This is a genomic window from Hymenobacter sp. UV11, assembly GCF_004684095.1.
Classification (GTDB): Bacteria; Bacteroidota; Bacteroidia; order Cytophagales; family Hymenobacteraceae; genus Hymenobacter.
In genome coordinates, this window is the sequence record NZ_SRII01000008.1 from 54,550 (window position 1) to 74,221 (window position 19,672).

The window sequence follows — 19,672 nt, forward strand, 5'->3', positions numbered from 1 at the left end:
TAATTGCTAAAAGCCAGTCCCAGTCCGGGGCTGGCTTTTTTGTTGGCCCTTGGCGCCAAAATGCTGGCCCTACCTGGTCAATTCTGAAGGAATTCCGTTGAAGGTAGTTTTCCGCTTTTCGTTTGCCATGCCCGCACCCGACGCGCCGTCCGATTCTTCTGCCTCCACGCCCGCTTCCCGCACGGCGGGCGTGGCTGGCCTGCTCACTGCCGAAGTAATATTCGGGGCCATCTTGTTTGTGCTGGCATTTGGCGTGTTTTTCTACCTCACGCGGGTTGTGTTTCGCGAGCACTCGGAGGTGTTCGACGATTGGGGCTTTGCTCAGATGGACCGCCTGCGCAACGCCCAGCCCTGGACGTACGGGGTCATGAGCTTCATCACCTTCTTCGGGTCGGTGAAGTTTTTTGTGCCGGCCAGCCTGCTGGTGCCGCTGCTGCTGCACCGGCGCGGCTTTGGGCGCTACGCCGTAGAGCTACTGCTGGCAATGGGCGGCGGCCTGATTCTTAATGAATTACTGAAATACTGGTTTCACCGCGCCCGGCCCAGCACGGCCCTTTTTTACCAATATGGCCTGAGCTTTCCGAGCGGCCACGCCATGATGGGCATGGCTTACTACGGCTGCCTGGCCTGGCTGGTGGTGCAGCATAGCCACCGCTGGGGCGTGGCGACGGCGCTGGTAGGCTTTGCCCTGCTCATTGGCTGCACGCGGGTGTATTTTCACGTGCACTACCCCACCGATGTGGTGGCGGGGTTCTGCGGCGGCGCAGCGTGGCTGGTGCTGCTGCGCACCGGCATCCGGCTATTCTGGAAGGAGAAAAAAGCGGCCGAGGAGGCGATTTAGGAATTAATTAATTTTCACCGTGACGCGCAGGGCCAGCAGGCCTTTTACACCCTGCAACTCTTCCAACTCTAACTCTTCCACGTCGGGCTCTAGCAGGTTGCGGTCCTGCAGGTAGTCGATGTATTCGAGGTATTCGGCGGCGTCGCGGGGCTGGGCGTACACCAGCGCCAGCTGGCCGGGTTGGGTGAGGCGTTCGCCGGTGCCGAGCACGGTGGCCTTATCGATGCGCTTCTTAATTATCTCGTAGCGAATATTATACGCACCGTCTACGTCGAACTGCCGCTCATCCTGCCGGAAGCGGATGCTCAGCGGCTGCGAGTGAATGAGGATGAGCTGGGTAGTGTCGAGCGGCACGGGCAGCACAGCCTTGAGAGCATGGGTGCGGCGCGTGATTTCGACCATTACCAGCAATTGCCACAGGCGCAGGTTTTTCAGGAAAACCAGGTCAAACGGCTTGCCCTGCACCAGGCTACCCCCCACGTAGATGTTGTGTTCGACGCCATCAGTTTTAAAGCGCTGGAAGTAGTGCGGAAACATATGCTGGGCCTTGGCCTCCTCCTCATCGAGGTAGTCGCTGATGGTGTCGTTGAGGCGCGTTACGCTCTCCTCAAAATCGCGGCGGCGGTTGTAGAGTATGCCCAGGCGCGGGTCGATGTGCTGCCAGTAGTGGGCAATAGTGGGGCGTAGCTCGGGGTTGTTCTGAGCCAGGTACTCAAACAGCGGCTCGACTTCGGTGCGCAGCGAGTCGTAGATACTTACTTCGTCGCCGCTGATAATGCCCTGGCGCAGGCGGCGCAGGTTCTTGGTTACGTAGAACTTGAGCTCGTCCAAGATGGGCAGCTGCTGCACGTCCGAGGCCTTTTTGAGCACGCGGTTGGCCAGGGTGAGGTGCTCGATGAGGTCGCCCTGCACGGCCTCGTTGCGGGCCGTGCTGCTGCCCCGAATGTCGCAGGAGCCGTGCAACGGGTACACCTCCTCAAACACGATGGACTCCATCTCGGCGTTGCGGTTGCCCTCTTCCTGGCGGGCCAGCAGCCGCCGGGCCGCGTCGTTAAAGCGCCACTCCATGGTGGGGTGAATGGCGGTAAACTTCTCCTTGATAACGGCCTGAATGCGGGCTTCCAGGTCTTCGGCGTTGCGCTTCACGGCCACCGCAAACAGCGGCACAAACTGGTTAACCACCTCCACGTCAAACTCATCGAAGCTGTTGGCTTCGGGCGAGCCCAGCTCCAGCAGGCCCACTGTGTCGGGGCCGTAGGGCAGCACCGCCAGAATGGCCGAGTTGATACCCAGGCGCAGCATCTGCTGGCGCAGGCCCTCCGGGATGCCCGGCTCGGTACTCACGTCTTCGAGCACTAGCGGCCGGCGGTCGGCCAGCAGCTGCTCGTAGAGCTGACGAAACTCACTTTCGAGCTGCTGGCCCTGCAGCTGCTTGGTGAGAAAGCTGTGGTTGATTTTGCGGCCAAAGTCTACGAACGCTTTCTTGCGCTCGTCGTAGGCCGCGATGCCTACTTGCAGCGCCGGCCGGGCAAAAAGCACCCGCAGCTTCTCCTGAATCTGCTCCAGCCGGTCGGAGGCTTGCAACACGTCGCGCTCCAGCAAGTCATATTTTAGCTCCGACAATATCTCCTGGGTCGTTACATCCAGCAATTGCAGCAGGTTAAAGCCTTCGAGCACAAAGCGCTCGGGCGGCAGCAGCTCCTGCCACAGGTCGAGGCGGTGGCGGTTGCGCACCAGCTCCTGCACCTGTTCGGCGGTCAGCACGGGTTTTTCGCCCACCACCCGCACCCGCACAAACGTCGAGTCGAGGCTCACGCCGTAGTGCCGGTACAGCCCCACGCTGTAGTCGGGCACGGTAAAGATAAAGCTGCTCTGCTCAGGCATTTTGGCGCCGTACTCGCGCAGCTCGGCCTCGTACTCGCGGCCCAGAATAAGCAGGTAGGCCATGCGCGTCAGCTGGGTTTCGAGCGTCACCAGGTCCAGGTTAAGCGGCTGCTTAATAGTGCGGTCCTTATTCAGCAGCACTTCCGCGAAGCGCGGGGTATAGTAGAAGCTTTGGCGCTGAAACGGAGCCACGGCCCCCGCAATGGCCGTAGCGGCCGTAGCCGGCGGAAACACGGCCAGCATCAGGGTAGCCACCAGGTCGGGGTGCTCGTCCAGCACTTGCAGCGACGGCAGGTCGCCCCGGCAGCAGTCGGTTTCGTGCACCTGCCGCACCACGGCGCGGGCCAGGCGGGCTACGCCGGGGTTGGTATCGTGCTCGCGCTCCAGCCAGTAGCTAATCAGCGGCTCCAGGCTGAGGTGCGTGGTGAACGGAAACCGGAGCGGGGTACTCTCCACCGGCTCGGGCGCGGCAATGGCCGCGCGGGTCAGCGCTTCAATAGCGGGCGGAGCAATAAGCGGGGCAGGACCAGGCATAACCAGCAGGGTAGCAAAAAAATAGGCGATGGCCAGCCAATGTACGCTAGCTAGGCAGTAGTTGGCTTAGGGCTTGTAAAGGACAACTGGAATGGGGTTGCCCCCGTTCTCGGTCAGGCCCCACGTCTTGCCATTCACGTTCACCTGCTTCAGAATATTCTGGTAGCACGTGCAGCAGCCATCGGCGTTGTACTGGCCCTTCAGGTTTATCTGGTTGATAGCGAACGTATACGCAATCGTCTGCTTTACCGATTTATCCTTCACCACCAGCGAGTAGTAGTAGCTGCTGAGCTTGCCGCCGGTAGTGCCAGGGGCAAAGGGCGAGGTGTTGCTCAGTACGATGGTATTGGTTTTTATAGCTTTAGGAGCGCTAAGGCCAGCCAAGGCGAGTTTTTCTGCCAGCAGCGGCGTGCGTTGCTGTTGGAGTATCCGCAGCGTATCGGTTAGCGGGATGGAGTCGTAGTTGCGGCCCGCCGTGAGGGGGTTGTAGCGCAGCAGATACACCGTATCCAGCTCGGCCTTGGTAAAGGCTTTGCCCTTGGCCGGGTCGTCGTTGAGCGTCAGGTAGATGGAGTCTGCCAGCGTGTCCCGGCAGTCGCAGGCGTTGTTGGCGCAGCAGCCAGCAGCCAGCACCAGCAAGGGGGAGAGGGGTAGGAAACGCAACAGGTTCTTCATAGCCGGGGTAACGCAAAGCCCGGCCCCGGCAGTGCCCAAGGGGCACGGTACCGGGGCCGGGCAACAAAAATACGGCGGTAGGGCTAGCGGCTGCTGCTGCTACCGGGCAAGGTTGGGTTGTTGACCTCGCCGCCGGCCAGCAGCAGCGGGCGCAAACGGGTGGCGGCCGTGTCGAGCTGCGGCCGAATCTGGGCCAGCGCCTCGCGCAGGGCCAGCACATCGGCCAGGCGCGGGGCGTCGGTTTGCGAGTAGCCCGAGTACATGGCCACTTTCACGCTGGAAGTGCCCTTGCCAGTGTAGGTGCCCAGTAGCTCGCCGTTGGAATTCATCATCTGCACCTCGGCCTGAATGTCGGTCTTGTACCACTCCAGCGGCGCCCCAAAAATGCTGGGTACCAGGAAGGTAATTACTTGCGCGGCTTGCAGGCTGCGGCCCGTGCGCACGGTTTTTACCTTGGTCACGACTAGGCGGGCGTAGCCGTAGGTAGCCGTGTCGGTAGGCTCCACCACGTTGCGCTGCAATTCAGACTTGAACATGCGCAGGGGGTCTTCGGGCAGGGCGCCATCGTTCATGGCAAGCGGGCCGGAGTCGGCGGTAATTTCCATGGGGGGTAGGCGCTTGGAAATCACGGCCGTTGGCGTCGCGGTAAAAGTGCCTTTTACCGATTTGCAAGCACCAAGGCCCGCGAGTGCAAAAGTTGTCAGCCAAAGAACGCGGCTGTTACCGAAATTATTGGTCATAAAGAAATAGTGTACGAGGAGGTAATTGAACTATGCCGAGAAGCCGTTATACGTTAAGCAGGTAAAGACTTGGGGACGAATAAAATCTGCTCTAAAGTTACTGTACAACGCGCAATTACAACCTTAATAGCTAGCTTTTCAGTTACTAAAAGCCGGACAATCTTTTTGTTTCGTGCTTTATAAAGAAATAGGACCTTACGTAGTTGACTAGTGGTGAGCCGGTATGGGTGCTTCAGCAGTAAGTAGGTCGGGTGGTGCCACGTAATTATCCACAAACTCGCCTTCCCAGCGGGCCACTACGGCCGAGGCCAGGCAGTTGCCGAGCACGTTCACGGCCGTGCGGGCCATGTCCATGAGCGCGTCGATACCCAGAATAATAAACACCGGCCAGGCCGGTAAGTTAAACGACGCCACTGTGGCCAGTAGTATTACCAGCGAGGCGCGTGGCACGCCCGCTACCCCCTTGCTGGTCAGCATTAGGGTGAACACCATGAGCAGCTGCTGGCCAAACGTGAGCGGTATGCCCGCCGCCTGCGCCACAAATACCGCCGCCAGTGAAAGGTAAAGCGTGGTGCCGTCGAGGTTAAACGAGTAACCCGTCGGCATTACGAAGGCCACGATGCGGCGCGGTACCCCAATGCCCTCCATCGCTTCCATGGCGCGGGGTAGGGCCGCCTCGCTGCTGGTGGTGGCGAAGGCGATGCTCACCGGCTCGGCCACCGCCGCCACAAAGCGCTTGACCGGAATGCGCATGAGCAGCGCCACCGGCAGCAGCACCAGCAGCACAAACGCGATGAGCGCGCCGTAGAGCGTCAGCAGCAGCTGCAAGGCGTTGAGCAGCGGCGCGAAGCCCATTTTGCCCACTGTATAGGCCAGCGCGCCGCCCACGCCCAGCGGCGCGAAGTACATGACCACGTTGGTGAACTTGAACATCACTTCCGACAGGCTCTCGCAGAAGTCGAGCATGGTGCGGCGCGTGCGCTCGGGCGTGAGAGCCAGGCCGATAGCGAAGATGATGGCAAAAATAACCACTTGCAGCACCTGCCCCTCGGCCACCGACTTGGCAATGTTTTCGGGAAAAATGTGCAGGATAATGTCGGCCGCCGTTTGCTTGGCGGCGGGCGCCAGGGTTTCGACCGGGCCGGTGGCATCGCGGGCCACGCCTACCCCCGCCTTAGTGAGGTTGATGGCCGCCAGGCCGATAAAGAGCGCAAATGTGGTTACTACCTCAAAGTAAACCAGCGCCTTAATGCCCATGCGGCCCACCTGCTTGAGGTCGGCGTGGCCGGCAATGCCCACTACCAGCGTGGCGAATACCAGCGGCGCAATAATGGTCTTTACTAAGCGCAAAAACGCATCGCTCAGCACTTTAAGGCTCATGGCCACTTCGGGGGCATCGTGGCCCAGCTCGATGCCCACCAGCATACTAAATACTATCCAGAGCGTGAGCGAGCGGCGCGGTACCAAAGTGGCGGCCAGCGCGGCCAGGGCCAGCCAGCGGGCCGCCGGAGGCAAAGCGGGGGGTAGCGACAGCGTGCCCCCGGCCGCCAGCAGCGTCAGAATAATGGCCAGGACTGCCAGCACTAGGGCCAACCCAAAAACGCGCGAAAACTTCATGTACTATGGATGAAAAAAAACAAACGGGGGCATAAAGAACGGCAGGCCGCGCCGAAACCCCGCCGCCGGGCCGGGCGCATTGCCCGCGCCCGCGCCACCTTTGCGCCCGCATATTTGCCCGCCTACCCCCCCCATGACCGCCTGGACCCTGACCACCCACGAGCTGCCGCTGAAGTACCTCTGGAAACTCTCGCGCAACGCCTCCGCCAGCAAAACCAACCTCGTGCTGCACGCCCGGCAGGCAGGGGCCAGCGGCCGGGGTGAGGCCGCGCCCAACGTGCGCTACGCCGAAACGCCCGCGCTGCTGCAGGCGCAGTTCGATGACCTGCTGGCCCAGGGCCTGCCCCACGCCGACACCCTCGAAGACCTCACGGCGCTGCTGGCCGCCCGGCCGGTGGCCCACGCCCTGCGCTTTGCCCTGGAGTCGGCCCTCACGCACTGCCTGGCGGCCCGCGCCGGGCAGCCGGTGTGGCAGTGGCTGGGCGTGCCGCCGCCCGCCCCGCGCGTGGCCACGGCCTTCACCCTGCCCATTATGGAGCCGGGCGAAGTGGCAGATTTTATTCGGGCGCAGCGGGCCGAGCGGTTTAGCTTATTGAAAGTGAAGGTGAACCAGGAGGGTGGCCTCGACCTGCTGCGCGCCGTGGCGGCGGCCCTACCCGGCCGTGCCCTGCTAGTGGATGGCAACGAGGCCTGGCCCGATGCCGACAGCGTGCTCCGCTTTCTGGAGGCTGCCGCCACCGTGCCCGGCCTGCGCATGCAGCTGCTGGAGCAGCCCCTACCCGCCGCCTGCGCCGCCGACTACCGCTACCTGCGCCCCCGCAGCAGCGTGCCGCTGCTGGCCGACGAGTCGGTGACCGACGAAGCTGACTTTGAAGAGATTGCCCGCCAATTTCACGGCGTGAATACGAAGCTCATGAAGGCCGGCGGCTACCAGCGCGGCATCGAGCTGCTGCGCCAGACGCGCGCCCACGGCCTGCTGCCCATGATTGGCTGCATGGTCGAAACCTCGCTCGGCATCTGGTCGGCGCTGCAAGTGAGTGCCCTGGCCGACGTGCATGACCTCGACGGCGTGCTCATTGTGCGCGACGAGCCCTTCGGCCTGGTGCGGGAAGAGGACGGCTACCTGCTGGAAAGTTAAAAACGCCGCCCCGGCAGCCCCCACTGGGTAGCTGCCGGGGCGGCGTTGTACAAGGCTGCCTGGCTTACTTAACGGTCTTTAGCTGCGCATCCAACTCTTGCAGCTGCTTATCAACGGCCTCGGTGTTGGGGGCGTTGGGGTGCGTTTGTTGCAGCAGCGTCACCTTGCGTTTGAGCAGCTCAACCTCGCGCATTAGTAGCTGCTCGCGCTCGTTGGGCGCGTCGCCCAGGATGGTAGTCGGGGCCGTGCCTACCTGCACGTAGTTGTTAAACTTGGCGTCGGAGGCTACCGAGTTGTCGCCGCGCGCGGCTGCGGCGCTGGCCGGCGTGGCAAACACGATACCTCCCTCAGCATTGATGTAGTCGTTTTCGTGCAGGCTCGTGATTTTGCCGCCCGGAAACTCCACGATGCCGCTTTTAACGTTGATTTTCGTGCCATTAGGCAGGCGAATATTCTTCGCGAGTGGGGTAGTTTGGGTGCCGAGGCGCTGCATGACCTCACCGTTGCGAAAGACAAACTGCGCATTGCGATTGGGCCGAATGGGCTCGCCGCCCGACTGGGCCGCGCCCGTGTGCGGTGCTAGTAAAAGGCCGGCCCCAAGCAGAGCTACGGCAAAAAAATGAAACGCACGCATAAAGTGTTTTGAAGAGAAAGAAGAAGGGTAGGGGGAAGGTAAGGCCTGGAAAACAAGGGGCAATTTGTACTGACAGAAAAAAGAATTGTAAAAAAAGTTGAACGATGTAACCATAATTGATGTAGGTACATTAGATTTGTAGTTCCAATTCCCCTCTGCCGTGCGCCTCGAAGACGAAATCAAACAACCCACTTTCCAAAATGAAGGCCAGAAAGCCTACATTAATCTCGCTTTTACGGCGGGGTGGCTTTCGGGCCGCCAAGCTGCGGCGTTTCGGCCGTATAGCCTTACGCTGCCGCAATTTAACGTACTGCGCATCTTGCGCGGGCAACACCCCAAGCCCGCCACCGTGGCGCTGCTCATCGAGCGGATGCTGGACAAGACCAGCAACGCCTCGCGCATTGTCGACAAGCTCGAAGAAAAGAAGCTTGTGACCCGCACCGTGTGCCCCGCCAACCGCCGCGCCGTGGACATCTGCATCACCGAAAGCGGTCTGCGCCTACTGCGCCAGATTGACGACGAGGGCACGGCCGACCCCAGCCGCAACGGTTTCAACCAGCTTAGCGAGGCCGAATTACACCAATTAAATCTGCTCCTCGATAAAATCCGGTCCTAAAAAACCGGTTTCTACCCCGCCAACCCGGCGCGGGGTTTTCCTACCCCCTTTCTCTACTACAACCCTTTTTTCTTTTTAATTCTGATGAAAAAGTTTCTGATGCCCGTGCTGCTCGGTGCCGCTCTCCTCGCTGCCCCCGCCACCTTCGCCCACAAAGCCCCCACCAAGGTGGCCGCTAAAGGCGTCGTAACTTATAAGATGCAGCCTCAGCTCAGCACCCTGGGCTGGGAAGGCAAAGCCGTGACGCACGGCCACAACGGTACCATGCAGTTTGCCAGCGGCGACCTGCAAGTGAATGGCAACCAGGTAGTAGGCGGCACAGTAGTCGTGGACATGAAGACCATGAAGGCTACCGACATCACCGATGCCGAAAACCACACCAAATTTGTGGGCCACATGAGCAGCGACGACTTCTTCGGCGTTGAGAAGTTTCCTACTTCGACCTTCAAAATCACCAGTGTGAAGCCCATCGTCGGCGCGGCCGCCAATGCCGACAACGCTACCATCACCGGCGACATGACCATCAAGGGCGTGACGCAGCAAATCAGCTTCCCGGCCAAAGTGGGCGTGAAGAACGGGGTAGCCGCCGCCACTGGTAAAGTGACCATCGACCGCACCAAGTTTGGCCTGAAATACGGCTCGAAGTCGTTCTTCGACAGCATCGGCGACAAAGCCATCTACGATGAGTTTACGCTGGCTTTCAACGTAGTAGCCAAGCAGTAATTGCTGGCTGAATTATACTCTTTAGCCTTCCGCTTCTATACAAAAAGGCCCCGCATTCGCGGGGCCTTTTTTAGTGGCTCTTAGCCGAAAAACAGCTGGTTTACAGGTGAATCACCTCATCATAAGCTGCCGCCGTGGCCTCCATAATAGCCTCGCTCATGGTGGGATGGGGGTGCACCGACTTGATGATTTCGTGGCCGGTGGTTTCGAGCTTGCGGGCTACTACCACCTCGGCAATCATCTCGGTCACGTTGGCGCCAATCATGTGGGCGCCGAGCCATTCGCCGTATTTCTTGTCGAAGATGACTTTCACGAAGCCATCCTTCACGCCGGCCGCGGCGGCTTTGCCGGAGGCGGAGAACGGGAATTTACCCACCCGCACGTCGTAGCCCTTGGCCCTGGCCTCGGCCTCAGTGAAGCCCACGCTGGCAATTTCGGGCTGGGCGTAGGTGCAGCCGGGGATGTTCTGGTAGTTGAGCGGCTCGGGGTTGTGGCCCGTGATTTTCTCGACGCAGATAATGCCTTCGGCCGACGCCACGTGGGCCAGCGCGGGGCCGGGCACGATGTCGCCGATGGCGAAGATGCCGGGCACGTTGGTCTGGTAGAAGTTATCGACCACGATGCGGCCCTTCTCCGTCTTAATACCCAGCTCTTCGAGGCCGATATTTTCGAGGTTAGTTTGCACGCCCACGGCGCTCAGCACCACGTCGCAGGCAATTTGCTGCTCGCCCTTGGCTGTTTTGATAAACACGTTGCAGCCCGCGCCGCTGGTGTCTACCTTGGTTACCTCGGCGCTGGTGAGGATATTGATGCCCAGCTTTTTGTAAGATTTCTCCATCTGGCGCGACACCTCCTCGTCTTCTACCGGCACGATGCGCGGCATATACTCCACGATGGTTACCTCCGTGCCCATGGTGCGGTAGAAGTAGGCAAACTCGACGCCGATGGCGCCCGAGCCCACCACCACCATGCGCTTGGGCAGGTTGTCGGGGGTCATGGCCTTGCGGTAGCCAATAATTTTTTTGTCGTCGATGGGCAGGTTGGGCAGCTGGCGGGCGCGCGTGCCGGTGGCCAGGATGATGCTCTTGGCCTCCACGGTTTCTTTGGTGCCGTCGGCGCGGGTTACTTCTACCTTGCCGGGGGCCAGCAGCTTGCCGGTGCCCATCACGGTTTCAATCTTATTCTTCTTGAACAGGAAGTTGATGCCCTTGCTCATGCCGTCGGCTACCCCCCGGCTGCGCTTGATAACGGCCTCGAAGTCGAAGCCCGCCTCCTTCACCGTCAAGCCATAGTCTTGGGCGTGCTGGAGGTATTCGTATACCTGAGCGGTTTTGAGCAGGGCTTTGGTGGGGATGCAGCCCCAGTTGAGGCAAATGCCGCCGAGGCTTTCGCGCTCTACCACGCCCACTTTCAGCCCGAGCTGCGCGGCGCGAATAGCGGCCACGTACCCACCGGGCCCTGAGCCAATTACTACCAGGTCAAATTGCAATGCCATGAGGTTAACTTGTACGGAGGATTAAAATAAGGAAAAACCGCCGGCCGGGCCGGGGTCGGCAAAGATAACCCCGCCGCCGGGCTGGCGGTTCGGTGGGGGGGTAGGGGGTATAAAATGGCGAAATTGTGTTACCCAAAGCTGGGTTTTTCGTAGAGAGCCCGGTGGGCGCTGTTTTTGCCCGCCGAGCTATTCCTTACTACTCAGTTCGATGAAGTTGATTTCTACCCTTTCCTTACCCGCCGCTTTTGCCCTGCTACTACTGGCCAGCAGCTGCGCTACCACCACCGAAACCGACCGGCCCAGCACCGGCACGTCGGCCGATGTGTCGCGTAGCGCACCTACCACGGCGTCGGTAACTGCCCCCGACCCCGCCGCCCTACCCGCGCCCGATGGCACGGCTGCCACTACCCCCGGCGCTACGGTCGACGCACTGGATGCGCCCTCGGCCGAAGCCGCCACCGCCACCGCCGACCCCGAAGCTCTCTCCACGGCCGCTGCCAGCGCCGAGCGCGCGGCAGCCCGCAAAATGACGGCAGCTGATTATAAGTACCAGCTGGCCCGCGCCAACCTGGTACTCAAAACCAAGCCCAAAGATGGCCGCGCCCATCTGGAGCGCGCCAAGGCGTATTCCAATCTAAAGAACTACAAAGACGCCAAGCCCGACTACGTGGCCGCCCTGCGCACCATGCGCGGCAACCCCGACGTGTACTACAACAAAGGCGTGAACGAGCTGATGCTGCGCGAGTACAAAGCGGCCTCCAACGATTTCAGCGGCGCCGTAAAGTTTCGGCCCGATGATAAGGAAGCCTTCTTTGGCCGGGGCGTGGCCAAGATGCAGATGTACCAGTACAAGGCGGCCGTGTCGGACTTCACCCGCGCCCTGGCCATCGACTCGCTCTACGCCGACGCCCTGGAGTACCGCGGCATTAGCTACTCCAGCTACGACCGCTTGAAGGAAGCCCGCAAAGACCTCAAAAAAGCCGCCCAGCTGAACCCCGAAGCCGAAAAAAGCCTGCGCCGCTACGGCAAAGGCAACAGCATGGTGCGCGGTGGCAACAAGTAGGTAGAAGAGTAGCGCCAACTTTCTAGTTCGTACGCGAGCGTAGCGAGCAGGTGGTACCGGACGACCCGAACGTCAGATGCTCGCTGCGTTCGCGCACGAACTGGAAAGTTCGCGCTACCTCTCACCCAGCCCTAATAGATGTGCCAGGTGGTGCTGGCCGTGCCAGGCGTATTGCACCAGCGCTTGGTCGAGCGTGAGGGTAGTGTCGTAGCGTGGATGGTAAAAAGTGCGCTGCCACTGGTCGGGGGTGAGCTGCTGGAGCAGGCTCACCCAGCGCGCGTGCAGGCTTTCCAACAAGCTCAGCGACACCTCGATGGGCGTGATGGCCACGTCGGGCAGCTCGGCCCAGGCCGCTTCGTCAAACGGCCGCACGGTCGGGTTATCCTCCGTGAGGGCCAGCCGAAAGCGGGCGTACAGGTTGAGGTGCGTATCGGCCAGGTGATGAATCACCTGGCGGCCCGTCCAGCCGCCGGGGCGGTAGGGCTGCTCCAGGCGCGGCCCGGCGGCCTGAGCGGCCGCCCGCACTTGGCCCGGCAGCTCGGCCAGCTGCTGGAGGTAGGGCGCGCGCCCGGCGGGCGTGAGGGGGGTAGGGGGCAGTTGGGCGCGCCCAATCGGAAAGCGTAGCAACTCGTCGGGCAGGGTCGTAGTCATGCGGCAGCAACCGCTTACGCGGCTAATTGGTTGAGGTGCGCCAGGTGGTGCCGGCCATGCCAGGCATAAAGCACCAGCGTTTGTTCCAGCGTAGACGTTTTCTGATTGCCGGGGTGGTAAAAGGTGCGCTGCCACTGCGCCTCGTCGAGGTGGTGCAGCAGCGTGAGCCAGCGGCTGTGCAGGCTGTCGAGCAGGGCCAGCGACACCGTGATGGGTGTGGCAGCCACGTCGGGCAGTTCGGCCCAGGCTGCTTCGTCGTAGGGCCGAATGGTGGGGTTGCCCTCCGTCAGTGCCAGCCGAAAGCGGCAGTAAGCATTTATATGTGAGTCGGCCACGTGGTGAATCACCTGGCGGCCCGTCCAGCCGCCGGGGCGGTAGGGCTGCTGCAAGCGCTCGCCGCCCACTTGCCGGGCCGCCGCCGTGAGCTGGGCGGGCAGCTCAGCCAACTGCTGTAAGTAGGGCGCCCGTTCGGCCGCCGTGAGGGGGGTAGGGGGCAGCTGCGGCAGCCCGATGGGGTAGCGCAGCGGGTCAAGTTCGGTCATAATAAAGGGGGTAGGGCAGGCGAGCACCAAGAACTGCCAAAAGTAGGCTGCCCGCCCGGCGCTGGCTGTCGCACGCGAGCTATCAGCAGGCATATCCTGCGCAGCGTACCATTCGCTTTCGTACTGCATGCCATGATGAGGCAAATTGATAAAAGGAAAGCGAAAATAATTTCAGCCGGCAGATAGGTTATAAAAAGCTGAATGTAAAGATTTTATAATTACCCTTTGATAGATTTGCTACTCAGTAAGTGCAACTTGTGCATTGATGAGTTATATTATATAAAATTTATAGTATTGATACTGGATTTGTTTGGCTGGTAAGGGGGTAACTTAGAGCTGTTTACGACTTTCGGGTTTTCGCTCGTGTGCCCAGGCCGCGTGGCAGCTAGCTGATTGCCCAAACGGACTACGCTTATCCTTCATCCACTCTTACTCCTTTTCCAAACCATGAAAAACACGTATCAACCCGGCGTAAGCGCCGGGTGGCGGGGCCTGTGCCTCAGTTTATTACTAGTCTTGGTCAGCTGGCAGGCTGCCCTGGCCCAAACCCCCGTGGCCAAGTACGGCGCGCTTCAGGTCAAGGGCAACCAAATTCTGGGGCAGGCCGGGCAGGCGGCGAGCCTGGCCGGCAACAGCCTGTTCTGGAGCAACGCGGGCTGGGGCGGTGAGCGCTACTACTCAGCCAACGTAGTGGGCTGGCTGAAAAATAGCTGGAACGCCAGCATCGTGCGCGTGGCGATGGGAGTAGACGAGGCCGGCGGCTACCTCGAAAACAACGCCCGCGAAAAAGCCAAGGTTAAGACGGTGGTCGATGCCTGCATCGCCGCCGGCCTGTACGTTATCATCGACTGGCACTCGCACCAGGCCGAAAAGCACCAGGCCGAAGCCATTGCCTTCTTCAAGGAAATGGCTACCACCTACGGCACCAAGCCCAACTTGATTTACGAAATCTACAACGAGCCCCTGCAAGTGTCGTGGAGCGGGGTAGTGAAGCCCTACGCCCAGGCCGTGACCAACGCCATCCGGGCCATCGACCCCGACAACCTCATCGTGGTGGGCACGCCCACCTGGTCGCAGGATGTGGACGTGGCCGCCGCCGACCCGGTAGCGGGCATCAACATTGCCTACACGCTGCACTTCTACGCCGCCTCGCACAAAGCCGCATTGCGGGCTAAGGCCAGCGCGGCCTTGAGCAAGGGGGTAGCGCTGTTCGTGACCGAATACGGCACCTGCGACGCCTCGGGCGCGGGCAGCGTCGATGCGACTTCGACCCAGGAATGGATGGATTTTATGAAGCAAAATAAGCTGAGCCACTGCAACTGGGCCATCAACGACAAGGCCGAAGCCGCCTCGGCCCTGGTAACCGGCACCAGTCCCAGCGCGGCCTGGTCCGATAATTTTCTGACCACTTCGGGCCGCTTGGTGAAAGGCTATGTGCAAGGCTGGGGTGGCACTGCCGCTACCCCCGCGCCGACGCCGACGCCCACCCCCACGCCTACCCCCGCCACGGGCACCAAGATAGAGGCCGAAAGCTACCACGCAATGTCGGGGGTACAAACGGAAACTACCGCCGATACGGGCGGTGGCCTGGATGTAGGCTGGCTCGATGCCGGCGACTGGATGGCGTATACCGTGACCGTGCCCACGGCCGGTACCTACACCATTCAGTGCCGGGTGGCCAGCCCCAATGCCAGCGGTCAGATTAGCCTGGAGCAGAACTCGGGCACCACTAAGCTCGGCACGCTCGCGGTGCCCAACACCGGCGGCTGGCAAAACTGGACCACCATTTCGCGCACCGTAACGCTGGCGGCCGGCCAGCAGGATATTGCTATTGGCGTGCCCGCGGGCGGCTACAATATCAACTGGTGGAGCTTCGCGCCGGTCAGCGCTTCGGCCGCCGCCAAAACCACTTCGACGCTGGCTGCCACGGCGGTATATCCCAACCCGGCCCAGCAGCAGCTGCGGCTACCGCTGGCCCAGCCGGGCGCTACCGCCCGCATCACGGTGCTCAACGCCCGCGGCCGGCAGGTACTAAGCCAGGAAGTGCCCGCCGGCACTACCACCGAAGCCGCCGTAGCAGTGGCCGACCTGGAGCCCGGCGTCTACCTGCTGCGCGTAGTAGCTGGCGGCCAAACCACTACCACCCGCTTTGTGAAGGAATAGCCCGATAAGCGCGCTTACCTGAACACCCCGCCAGTACTGCCAGCGGGGTGTTCTTGCTGGGGTAATGCGTACCGCCGAGGGGGGTAGGCGAGTTGAATGCTATGCCAGCTGCAGCCAAATGCCCAGCAGCACGCTCACCGCGCCCAGCGCCAGCAACAGGCCGTAGAGCGGCCCGGCAAAGCGCAGCCACTGGTCGTAGCGCACGCCACACACCGCCAGCATGGCCATGAGCGCACCGTTGGTGGGCGTGAGCAGGTCGGTCATGCCCGCGCCGTACTGGTAGGCCAGCACCGTTACCTGCCGCGGCAGGCCGATGAGGTCGGAGAGCGGCACGAGCAGCGGCATCGTGAGCACGGCCTGGCCACTCACGCTGGGCACGGGCAGGTGCAGCGCAGCGTGCGCGCCCAGCATGCCCAGCGCGGCCAGCGCCACCGGCAGGTGCGCCAGCGGCGCGGCTAGCCCCCGCACGATGGTATCGACAATGTGCCCCTGCTCCAGCACCACGAAAATGGCCCGCGCAAATCCCACCAGAATCGCCGAAAACGCAATGTCGCGGAAGCCCATCACGAAGCCCTCGGCCGTGCCCGTGAAGCCCAGTCCGCCCAGCAGCCCCGCCCCGATGCCTAAGAGCAGAAACAGCGCCGACATCTGGTCAAAATCCCAGCCCAGGCTCACTACGCCGTAGGCGAAAATGCTGAAGGCCACCAGTAGCAGCAACAGCACCAGTCCCGGCCGCCCACCGCCGGCCAGGGGGGTAGCCGCGTCGTCGGCGCCGGTTTCGGGGGCCACGCGGTAGTGGCTGGCGTGCCGCATGGTGCCCCCTATCCAGATGCCCAGCGCCACCGCCAGAAACACCAGCCGGTAGCCCGCCGCCGACAGCAGCGGTAGCTGCGCCAGTTGCTGCGCAATGCCCACCTGAAACGGATTGATGGGGCTGAACGCCGCGCCCACCACGGCCGTGCCCAGGCTAGCCGCCACCGCCGTGAGCACCGGGTAGCCGAGCCGCCGCATCAGCACCAGCAGCACCGGCACGAGGGCAATTATCTCCTCACCCATGTTCTCCAGCGCGCCCATGGTGCCAAACAGCACGGCCACCACCGGAATCACCGCCCCTTCGCGCCCCTGCGCGTGCCGCAGCAGCCAGTCAACTCCAAAGCGCAGCGCACCCGTCTGGTCCACCACCGTGAAAGCGCCGCCCGCCAGAAATATCATGAACACCACCGCGCCCGCCGCCGCCAGGCCCTTCGGGATGGCCACCGCCACTTCGAGCGGCCCCACGGGGGTAGGCGGCACCAGGTGGTACGAGCCCGGCACCACCACTTCGCGGCCGGTGGCGGCGTTGGGGCGGCGGTCAAACTGCCCGGCCGGCAACACGTAGCTCAGCACCGCGGCCAGAATGATAAACAGGGTCAGCAGCACCAATGGGTGCGGAAAGCGAAGCGACTTCATGCCCGCAAAGGTGCGGCCGCGCCGCCGCAGATAAGCCCGGCCGTTGTATCTTCGGAGAAGGATTATGACGTTTTCTGCCTTCAAAAACCTGCACCAACGCCTGCAGGCCGAGCACCTCGCCCGGCACGGCCACCCCCTGGCCGAGCGCACCGAAGACGGCTGCGAGCTGCGCCTGTTCGCGGTGGGTAGCTACTACGCCGAGGTATGGCGCAGCCGGGGCGAGGAGCATATCCTGTTCATCCACGTCTTCGAAAAGCCCACCGGCCTCAGCGATTACCTGCCCCTGATTTCGCTGGCCGACATGGCGTAGGGGGGTAGGGCAGTGCCGGCCCGGTTAGTGCAAGTAGGGCAAAAGCTGGTAGGATTGTGCCGCTTGCTGGGGATGCGGTTTTCTGGGGAGTATACTTGCCGAACTGCTACATCTCCCACCCGGCGCCCGGCGCGCAACTTTCCTGCGGCAATGACTACTAAACTACTGTTCTTGAATGGCTTGCTGCTGGCTGGCCCGGCGGCCTACGCGCAGGCGGGCTCCGTCTACCACGTCAAGTCGCCCGATGGCCGGCTCGACCTCACGGTGCAGGCCGGACCAGCGCTAAGCTGGTCGGTGCGGCACGAGGCCACGGTGGTGCTGGCGCCGTCGCCCATTGCCCTCACGCTGGCCAGCGGCGAGGTACTCGGCAAAAATGCGATGGTGCAAAGTGCCAAAACAAGCTCCGTCAACGCTGTAATAGAGGCGCCGGTGTACAAGAAGCGCCAGGTAATAGACAGCTACAACCAGCTGACGCTGACTATTAAAGGGAATTACGGCCTCATCGCGCGGGCCTACAACGATGGGGTAGCCTACCGCTTTTTCACGAAGCGCAAGGGTAGCCTCACCATCCAAAGCGAGCAAGCCACCTTCAATTTTGCCCAGGACTACCCGGCGCTGCTGCCCTTCGTGCGCGACCTGCGCTTGCCAGGTGACCAGTACATGTCGTCCTTTGAAAGTCTGTACACCCCAATAAATCTGGCGCAGCTGCCCGCCAAAAAGGATACGCTGGCCTTCCTACCCAGCCTCGTGGCCTTGAGCGAAGGCAAAAAGGCCGTGCTCGTGGAGGCCGACGTGGAGGACTATCCCGGCATGCTGCTGCAGGCCGGCGCTGCGGGCGGCCCCAGCCTGCAAGGCGATTTCGCCCGCTACCCGGCCGAGGAACGAGCCGGCGGCTTCCACAACATGCAGCTGGTGGTGCCGCGCCGCGAAAGCTACATTGCCCGCACCAGCGGCACCCGCAGCTTTCCGTGGCGGGCCGTGGTGGTAAGCACGGCCGATAAGGAGCTGGTCAACAGCGATATGGTGTACAAGCTAGCCGCGCCCTCACGCCTGAAAGACACCTCCTGGATTCGGCCCGGCAAGGTGGCCTGGGACTGGTGGAACGACTGGAACCTGACCCACGTCGATTTTGAGGCCGGTATCAACACCGCTACTTACAAGTACTACATCGACTTCGCCGCCGCCCACAAATTGGAGTACGTCATTCTGGACGAAGGCTGGTCCGATGAGCAGGACATTCTGAAAATCTCGCCCACCGTGGACCTGGCCGCCCTGCTGGCGTACAGCCAGCAGCGGGGGGTAGGGATTATCCTGTGGGCCAACTGGCGGGCCATTGCCGAAAAAACCGACGCCGCCTTCGCCCAGTACGCTGGCATGGGCGTGAAGGGCTTCAAAATCGACTTCCTCGACCGCGACGACCAGAAGATGGTGGTGTCGTCGTACACGCTGGCCCGCAAGGCCGCCGAGCATCACCTGCTCGTCGATTTTCACGGCATGCACAAGCCCGACGGCCTCATGCGCACCTACCCCAATGTGCTGAACTACGAGGGCGTCAAAGGTCTGGAAAACAGCAAGTGGACGCCCCACGACGATGTGCCGCGCTACGACGTGACCCTACCCTTCATTCGGATGGTGGCCGGGCCGCTGGATTACACGCCGGGCGCCCTGCGCAACGCCACCCAGGCCGAGTTTCACCCCAGCCACTCGCTGCCCATGAGCCAGGGCACCCGCTGCCACCAGCTGGCCATGTACGTAGTGTTTGAGGCTCCGCTCCAAATGCTGGCCGACAGCCCCTCGGCCTACCAGAAGGAGCCGGAAAGCACCGATTTCATCGCCGCCGTACCCACCACCTTCGACCAAACGGTGGCCCTCGACGGCCGAGTAGGCGAGTACGTGGCCCTGGCCCGCCAAAAGGCCGGCACTTGGTACGTGGGCGCCCTCACCAACTGGGAAGCCCGCGACCTTACCCTAGATATGTCTTTTCTGGAGCCAGGGCGCTACGAGGCCGTCATCTTCCGCGATGGTATAAATGCCGACCGCGACGCCACCGACTACACCCGCGAAGTAGTAAGTGTATCCGCTACCGATAAGCTTCAACTAAAATTGCGCCAGGGCGGTGGCTGGGCCGCCCGCATCTACCCAAAGCCCTAGGCGGGCACCTGGGCGCTGCGCTCAACGCTGGTCAGCAGCTGGTCGATTTCGCCGGCCAGGCGCTCAATTTGTTCGAGGCCGGCGCGGGCCTGCTCCATTTCACCGCGCTGGTGCTGGCGCACCAAGGCCTGGCCGGTTTCGAGCATCCGGCGGATGAGGCGCTCGATGCCCGCTACTTCGGAGCGGTGGCCATATTGCGGTTTGAGCACGGCCGCAACCCACTGGCCCAGCGGGTTTTCCTGCATCGTAAACAAGCTGGGCTCGGCTTCGCGCACCCCGTAGAGTACCGAGCGCAGGCGCGACTTAAACAACACCTGCTTCACGCGGGCTTGCTGAAAGTCGAGGGCAGTAAGCTCCATGCAGGGGTGGGAAGAAGATAAAAATTGGGCGGCCGACAGCAGTTACCAGCAGGAATGGCCCAGGTTAATTAGAACCTGCCGGGCTGG

At 62.0% G+C, this 19,672-nt stretch carries 18 protein-coding genes; 8 read left to right on the plus strand and 10 right to left on the minus strand.

Going from position 1 to position 19,672, the window contains the following annotated elements; genetic code table 11:
- The first annotated feature begins 127 nt into the window (after positions 1-127).
- Positions 128-841 (plus strand): phosphatase PAP2 family protein, encoded by a 714-nt coding sequence (locus E4631_RS16195; protein ID WP_133657897.1) that lies wholly within the window; start codon positions 128-130, stop codon positions 839-841.
- A 3-nt stretch (positions 842-844) separates the two neighbouring features.
- On the opposite strand, the gene E4631_RS16200 is transcribed toward E4631_RS16195, so the two are convergent.
- From E4631_RS16200 to E4631_RS16215, 4 genes are all read right to left on the minus strand, one after another.
- Complete coding sequence (locus tag E4631_RS16200; RefSeq protein ID WP_133657898.1) at positions 845-3,259, minus strand: GAF domain-containing protein; 2,415 nt, start codon at positions 3,257-3,259, stop codon at positions 845-847.
- Between the two features lie 66 nt (positions 3,260-3,325).
- Positions 3,326-3,934 (minus strand): hypothetical protein, encoded by a 609-nt coding sequence (locus E4631_RS16205; protein ID WP_133657899.1) that lies wholly within the window; start codon positions 3,932-3,934, stop codon positions 3,326-3,328.
- 83 nt (positions 3,935-4,017) lie between these two features.
- Positions 4,018-4,539 (minus strand): hypothetical protein, encoded by a 522-nt coding sequence (locus E4631_RS16210; protein ID WP_133657900.1) that lies wholly within the window; start codon positions 4,537-4,539, stop codon positions 4,018-4,020.
- A 342-nt stretch (positions 4,540-4,881) separates the two neighbouring features.
- Positions 4,882-6,291 carry a dicarboxylate/amino acid:cation symporter gene (locus E4631_RS16215; protein ID WP_133657901.1) on the minus strand — a complete coding sequence of 470 codons (1,410 nt, stop codon included), beginning with the start codon at positions 6,289-6,291 and terminating at the stop codon, positions 4,882-4,884.
- A 133-nt stretch (positions 6,292-6,424) separates the two neighbouring features.
- Between E4631_RS16215 and E4631_RS16220 the strand changes: the two genes are divergently transcribed.
- A complete protein-coding gene (locus tag E4631_RS16220) occupies positions 6,425-7,429 on the plus strand; it encodes an enolase C-terminal domain-like protein (RefSeq protein WP_133657902.1) in 1,005 nt (334 codons plus the stop codon).
- A gap of 64 nt (positions 7,430-7,493) precedes the next feature.
- Here the strand turns inward: E4631_RS16220 and E4631_RS16225 are convergent, their stop codons facing one another.
- Entirely contained in the window at positions 7,494-8,063 is a 570-nt protein-coding gene (locus E4631_RS16225) for a DUF6799 domain-containing protein (RefSeq protein WP_133657903.1), read from the minus strand.
- A 160-nt stretch (positions 8,064-8,223) separates the two neighbouring features.
- Between E4631_RS16225 and E4631_RS16230 the strand changes: the two genes are divergently transcribed.
- Both E4631_RS16230 and E4631_RS16235 read left to right on the plus strand, forming a co-directional pair.
- Positions 8,224-8,679, plus strand: coding sequence for a MarR family winged helix-turn-helix transcriptional regulator (locus E4631_RS16230; protein ID WP_133657904.1), 456 nt, complete (start codon positions 8,224-8,226; stop codon positions 8,677-8,679).
- A gap of 84 nt (positions 8,680-8,763) precedes the next feature.
- A complete protein-coding gene (locus E4631_RS16235; protein ID WP_133657905.1) occupies positions 8,764-9,402 on the plus strand; it encodes a YceI family protein in 639 nt (212 codons plus the stop codon).
- 100 nt (positions 9,403-9,502) lie between these two features.
- Here E4631_RS16235 and lpdA read toward each other — a convergent pair whose 3' ends face one another.
- Positions 9,503-10,897, minus strand: a complete 1,395-nt coding sequence (lpdA, locus tag E4631_RS16240; RefSeq protein WP_133657906.1) for a dihydrolipoyl dehydrogenase — start codon at positions 10,895-10,897, stop codon at positions 9,503-9,505.
- Positions 10,898-11,105: 208 nt separating this feature from the next.
- On the opposite strand from lpdA, the gene E4631_RS16245 reads away from it, so the two are divergent.
- Positions 11,106-11,960: a tetratricopeptide repeat protein gene (locus E4631_RS16245; RefSeq protein ID WP_133657907.1), complete on the plus strand. Its 855-nt coding sequence runs from the start codon at positions 11,106-11,108 to the stop codon at positions 11,958-11,960.
- A gap of 114 nt (positions 11,961-12,074) precedes the next feature.
- Here the strand turns inward: E4631_RS16245 and E4631_RS16250 are convergent, their stop codons facing one another.
- Positions 12,075-12,611 (minus strand): YfiT family bacillithiol transferase, encoded by a 537-nt coding sequence (locus tag E4631_RS16250; protein ID WP_133657908.1) that lies wholly within the window; start codon positions 12,609-12,611, stop codon positions 12,075-12,077.
- A gap of 14 nt (positions 12,612-12,625) precedes the next feature.
- Positions 12,626-13,153 carry a YfiT family bacillithiol transferase gene (locus tag E4631_RS16255; RefSeq protein WP_133658038.1) on the minus strand — a complete coding sequence of 176 codons (528 nt, stop codon included), beginning with the start codon at positions 13,151-13,153 and terminating at the stop codon, positions 12,626-12,628.
- A gap of 447 nt (positions 13,154-13,600) precedes the next feature.
- Here E4631_RS16255 and E4631_RS16260 point away from each other — a divergent pair, with 447 nt between their 5' ends.
- The gene (locus E4631_RS16260; protein ID WP_133657909.1) at positions 13,601-15,316 is read left to right on the plus strand and encodes a cellulase family glycosylhydrolase; all 1,716 of its coding nucleotides are present in this window, start codon (positions 13,601-13,603) and stop codon (positions 15,314-15,316) included.
- Between the two features lie 99 nt (positions 15,317-15,415).
- Here the strand turns inward: E4631_RS16260 and E4631_RS16265 are convergent, their stop codons facing one another.
- A complete protein-coding gene (locus E4631_RS16265) occupies positions 15,416-16,765 on the minus strand; it encodes a YfcC family protein (protein ID WP_133657910.1) in 1,350 nt (449 codons plus the stop codon).
- Positions 16,766-16,829: 64 nt separating this feature from the next.
- Between E4631_RS16265 and E4631_RS16270 the strand changes: the two genes are divergently transcribed.
- Positions 16,830-17,075, plus strand: a complete 246-nt coding sequence (locus E4631_RS16270) for a hypothetical protein (protein WP_133657911.1) — start codon at positions 16,830-16,832, stop codon at positions 17,073-17,075.
- 150 nt (positions 17,076-17,225) lie between these two features.
- Positions 17,226-19,226 carry a glycoside hydrolase family 97 protein gene (locus tag E4631_RS16275; RefSeq protein ID WP_133657912.1) on the plus strand — a complete coding sequence of 667 codons (2,001 nt, stop codon included), beginning with the start codon at positions 17,226-17,228 and terminating at the stop codon, positions 19,224-19,226.
- Here the strand turns inward: E4631_RS16275 and E4631_RS16280 are convergent.
- Positions 19,223-19,585 carry a hypothetical protein gene (locus E4631_RS16280; RefSeq protein ID WP_133657913.1) on the minus strand — a complete coding sequence of 121 codons (363 nt, stop codon included), beginning with the start codon at positions 19,583-19,585 and terminating at the stop codon, positions 19,223-19,225. The genes E4631_RS16275 and E4631_RS16280 overlap by 4 nt on opposite strands.
- Positions 19,586-19,672: the final 87 nt, after the last annotated feature.

Coding starts and splice junctions, on each gene's coding strand:
- E4631_RS16195 (WP_133657897.1), top strand. CDS start 128: ATGCCCGCACCCGACGCGCCGTCCGATTCTTCTGCCTCCACGCCCGCT.
- E4631_RS16200 (WP_133657898.1), bottom strand. CDS start 3,259: ATGCCTGGTCCTGCCCCGCTTATTGCTCCGCCCGCTATTGAAGCGCTG.
- E4631_RS16205 (WP_133657899.1), bottom strand. CDS start 3,934: ATGAAGAACCTGTTGCGTTTCCTACCCCTCTCCCCCTTGCTGGTGCTG.
- E4631_RS16210 (WP_133657900.1), bottom strand. CDS start 4,539: ATGGAAATTACCGCCGACTCCGGCCCGCTTGCCATGAACGATGGCGCC.
- E4631_RS16215 (WP_133657901.1), bottom strand. CDS start 6,291: ATGAAGTTTTCGCGCGTTTTTGGGTTGGCCCTAGTGCTGGCAGTCCTG.
- E4631_RS16220 (WP_133657902.1), top strand. CDS start 6,425: ATGACCGCCTGGACCCTGACCACCCACGAGCTGCCGCTGAAGTACCTC.
- E4631_RS16225 (WP_133657903.1), bottom strand. CDS start 8,063: ATGCGTGCGTTTCATTTTTTTGCCGTAGCTCTGCTTGGGGCCGGCCTT.
- E4631_RS16235 (WP_133657905.1), top strand. CDS start 8,764: ATGAAAAAGTTTCTGATGCCCGTGCTGCTCGGTGCCGCTCTCCTCGCT.
- lpdA (WP_133657906.1), bottom strand. CDS start 10,897: ATGGCATTGCAATTTGACCTGGTAGTAATTGGCTCAGGGCCCGGTGGG.
- E4631_RS16245 (WP_133657907.1), top strand. CDS start 11,106: ATGAAGTTGATTTCTACCCTTTCCTTACCCGCCGCTTTTGCCCTGCTA.
- E4631_RS16250 (WP_133657908.1), bottom strand. CDS start 12,611: ATGACTACGACCCTGCCCGACGAGTTGCTACGCTTTCCGATTGGGCGC.
- E4631_RS16255 (WP_133658038.1), bottom strand. CDS start 13,153: ATGACCGAACTTGACCCGCTGCGCTACCCCATCGGGCTGCCGCAGCTG.
- E4631_RS16260 (WP_133657909.1), top strand. CDS start 13,601: ATGAAAAACACGTATCAACCCGGCGTAAGCGCCGGGTGGCGGGGCCTG.
- E4631_RS16265 (WP_133657910.1), bottom strand. CDS start 16,765: ATGAAGTCGCTTCGCTTTCCGCACCCATTGGTGCTGCTGACCCTGTTT.
- E4631_RS16270 (WP_133657911.1), top strand. CDS start 16,830: ATGACGTTTTCTGCCTTCAAAAACCTGCACCAACGCCTGCAGGCCGAG.
- E4631_RS16275 (WP_133657912.1), top strand. CDS start 17,226: ATGACTACTAAACTACTGTTCTTGAATGGCTTGCTGCTGGCTGGCCCG.
- E4631_RS16280 (WP_133657913.1), bottom strand. CDS start 19,585: ATGGAGCTTACTGCCCTCGACTTTCAGCAAGCCCGCGTGAAGCAGGTG.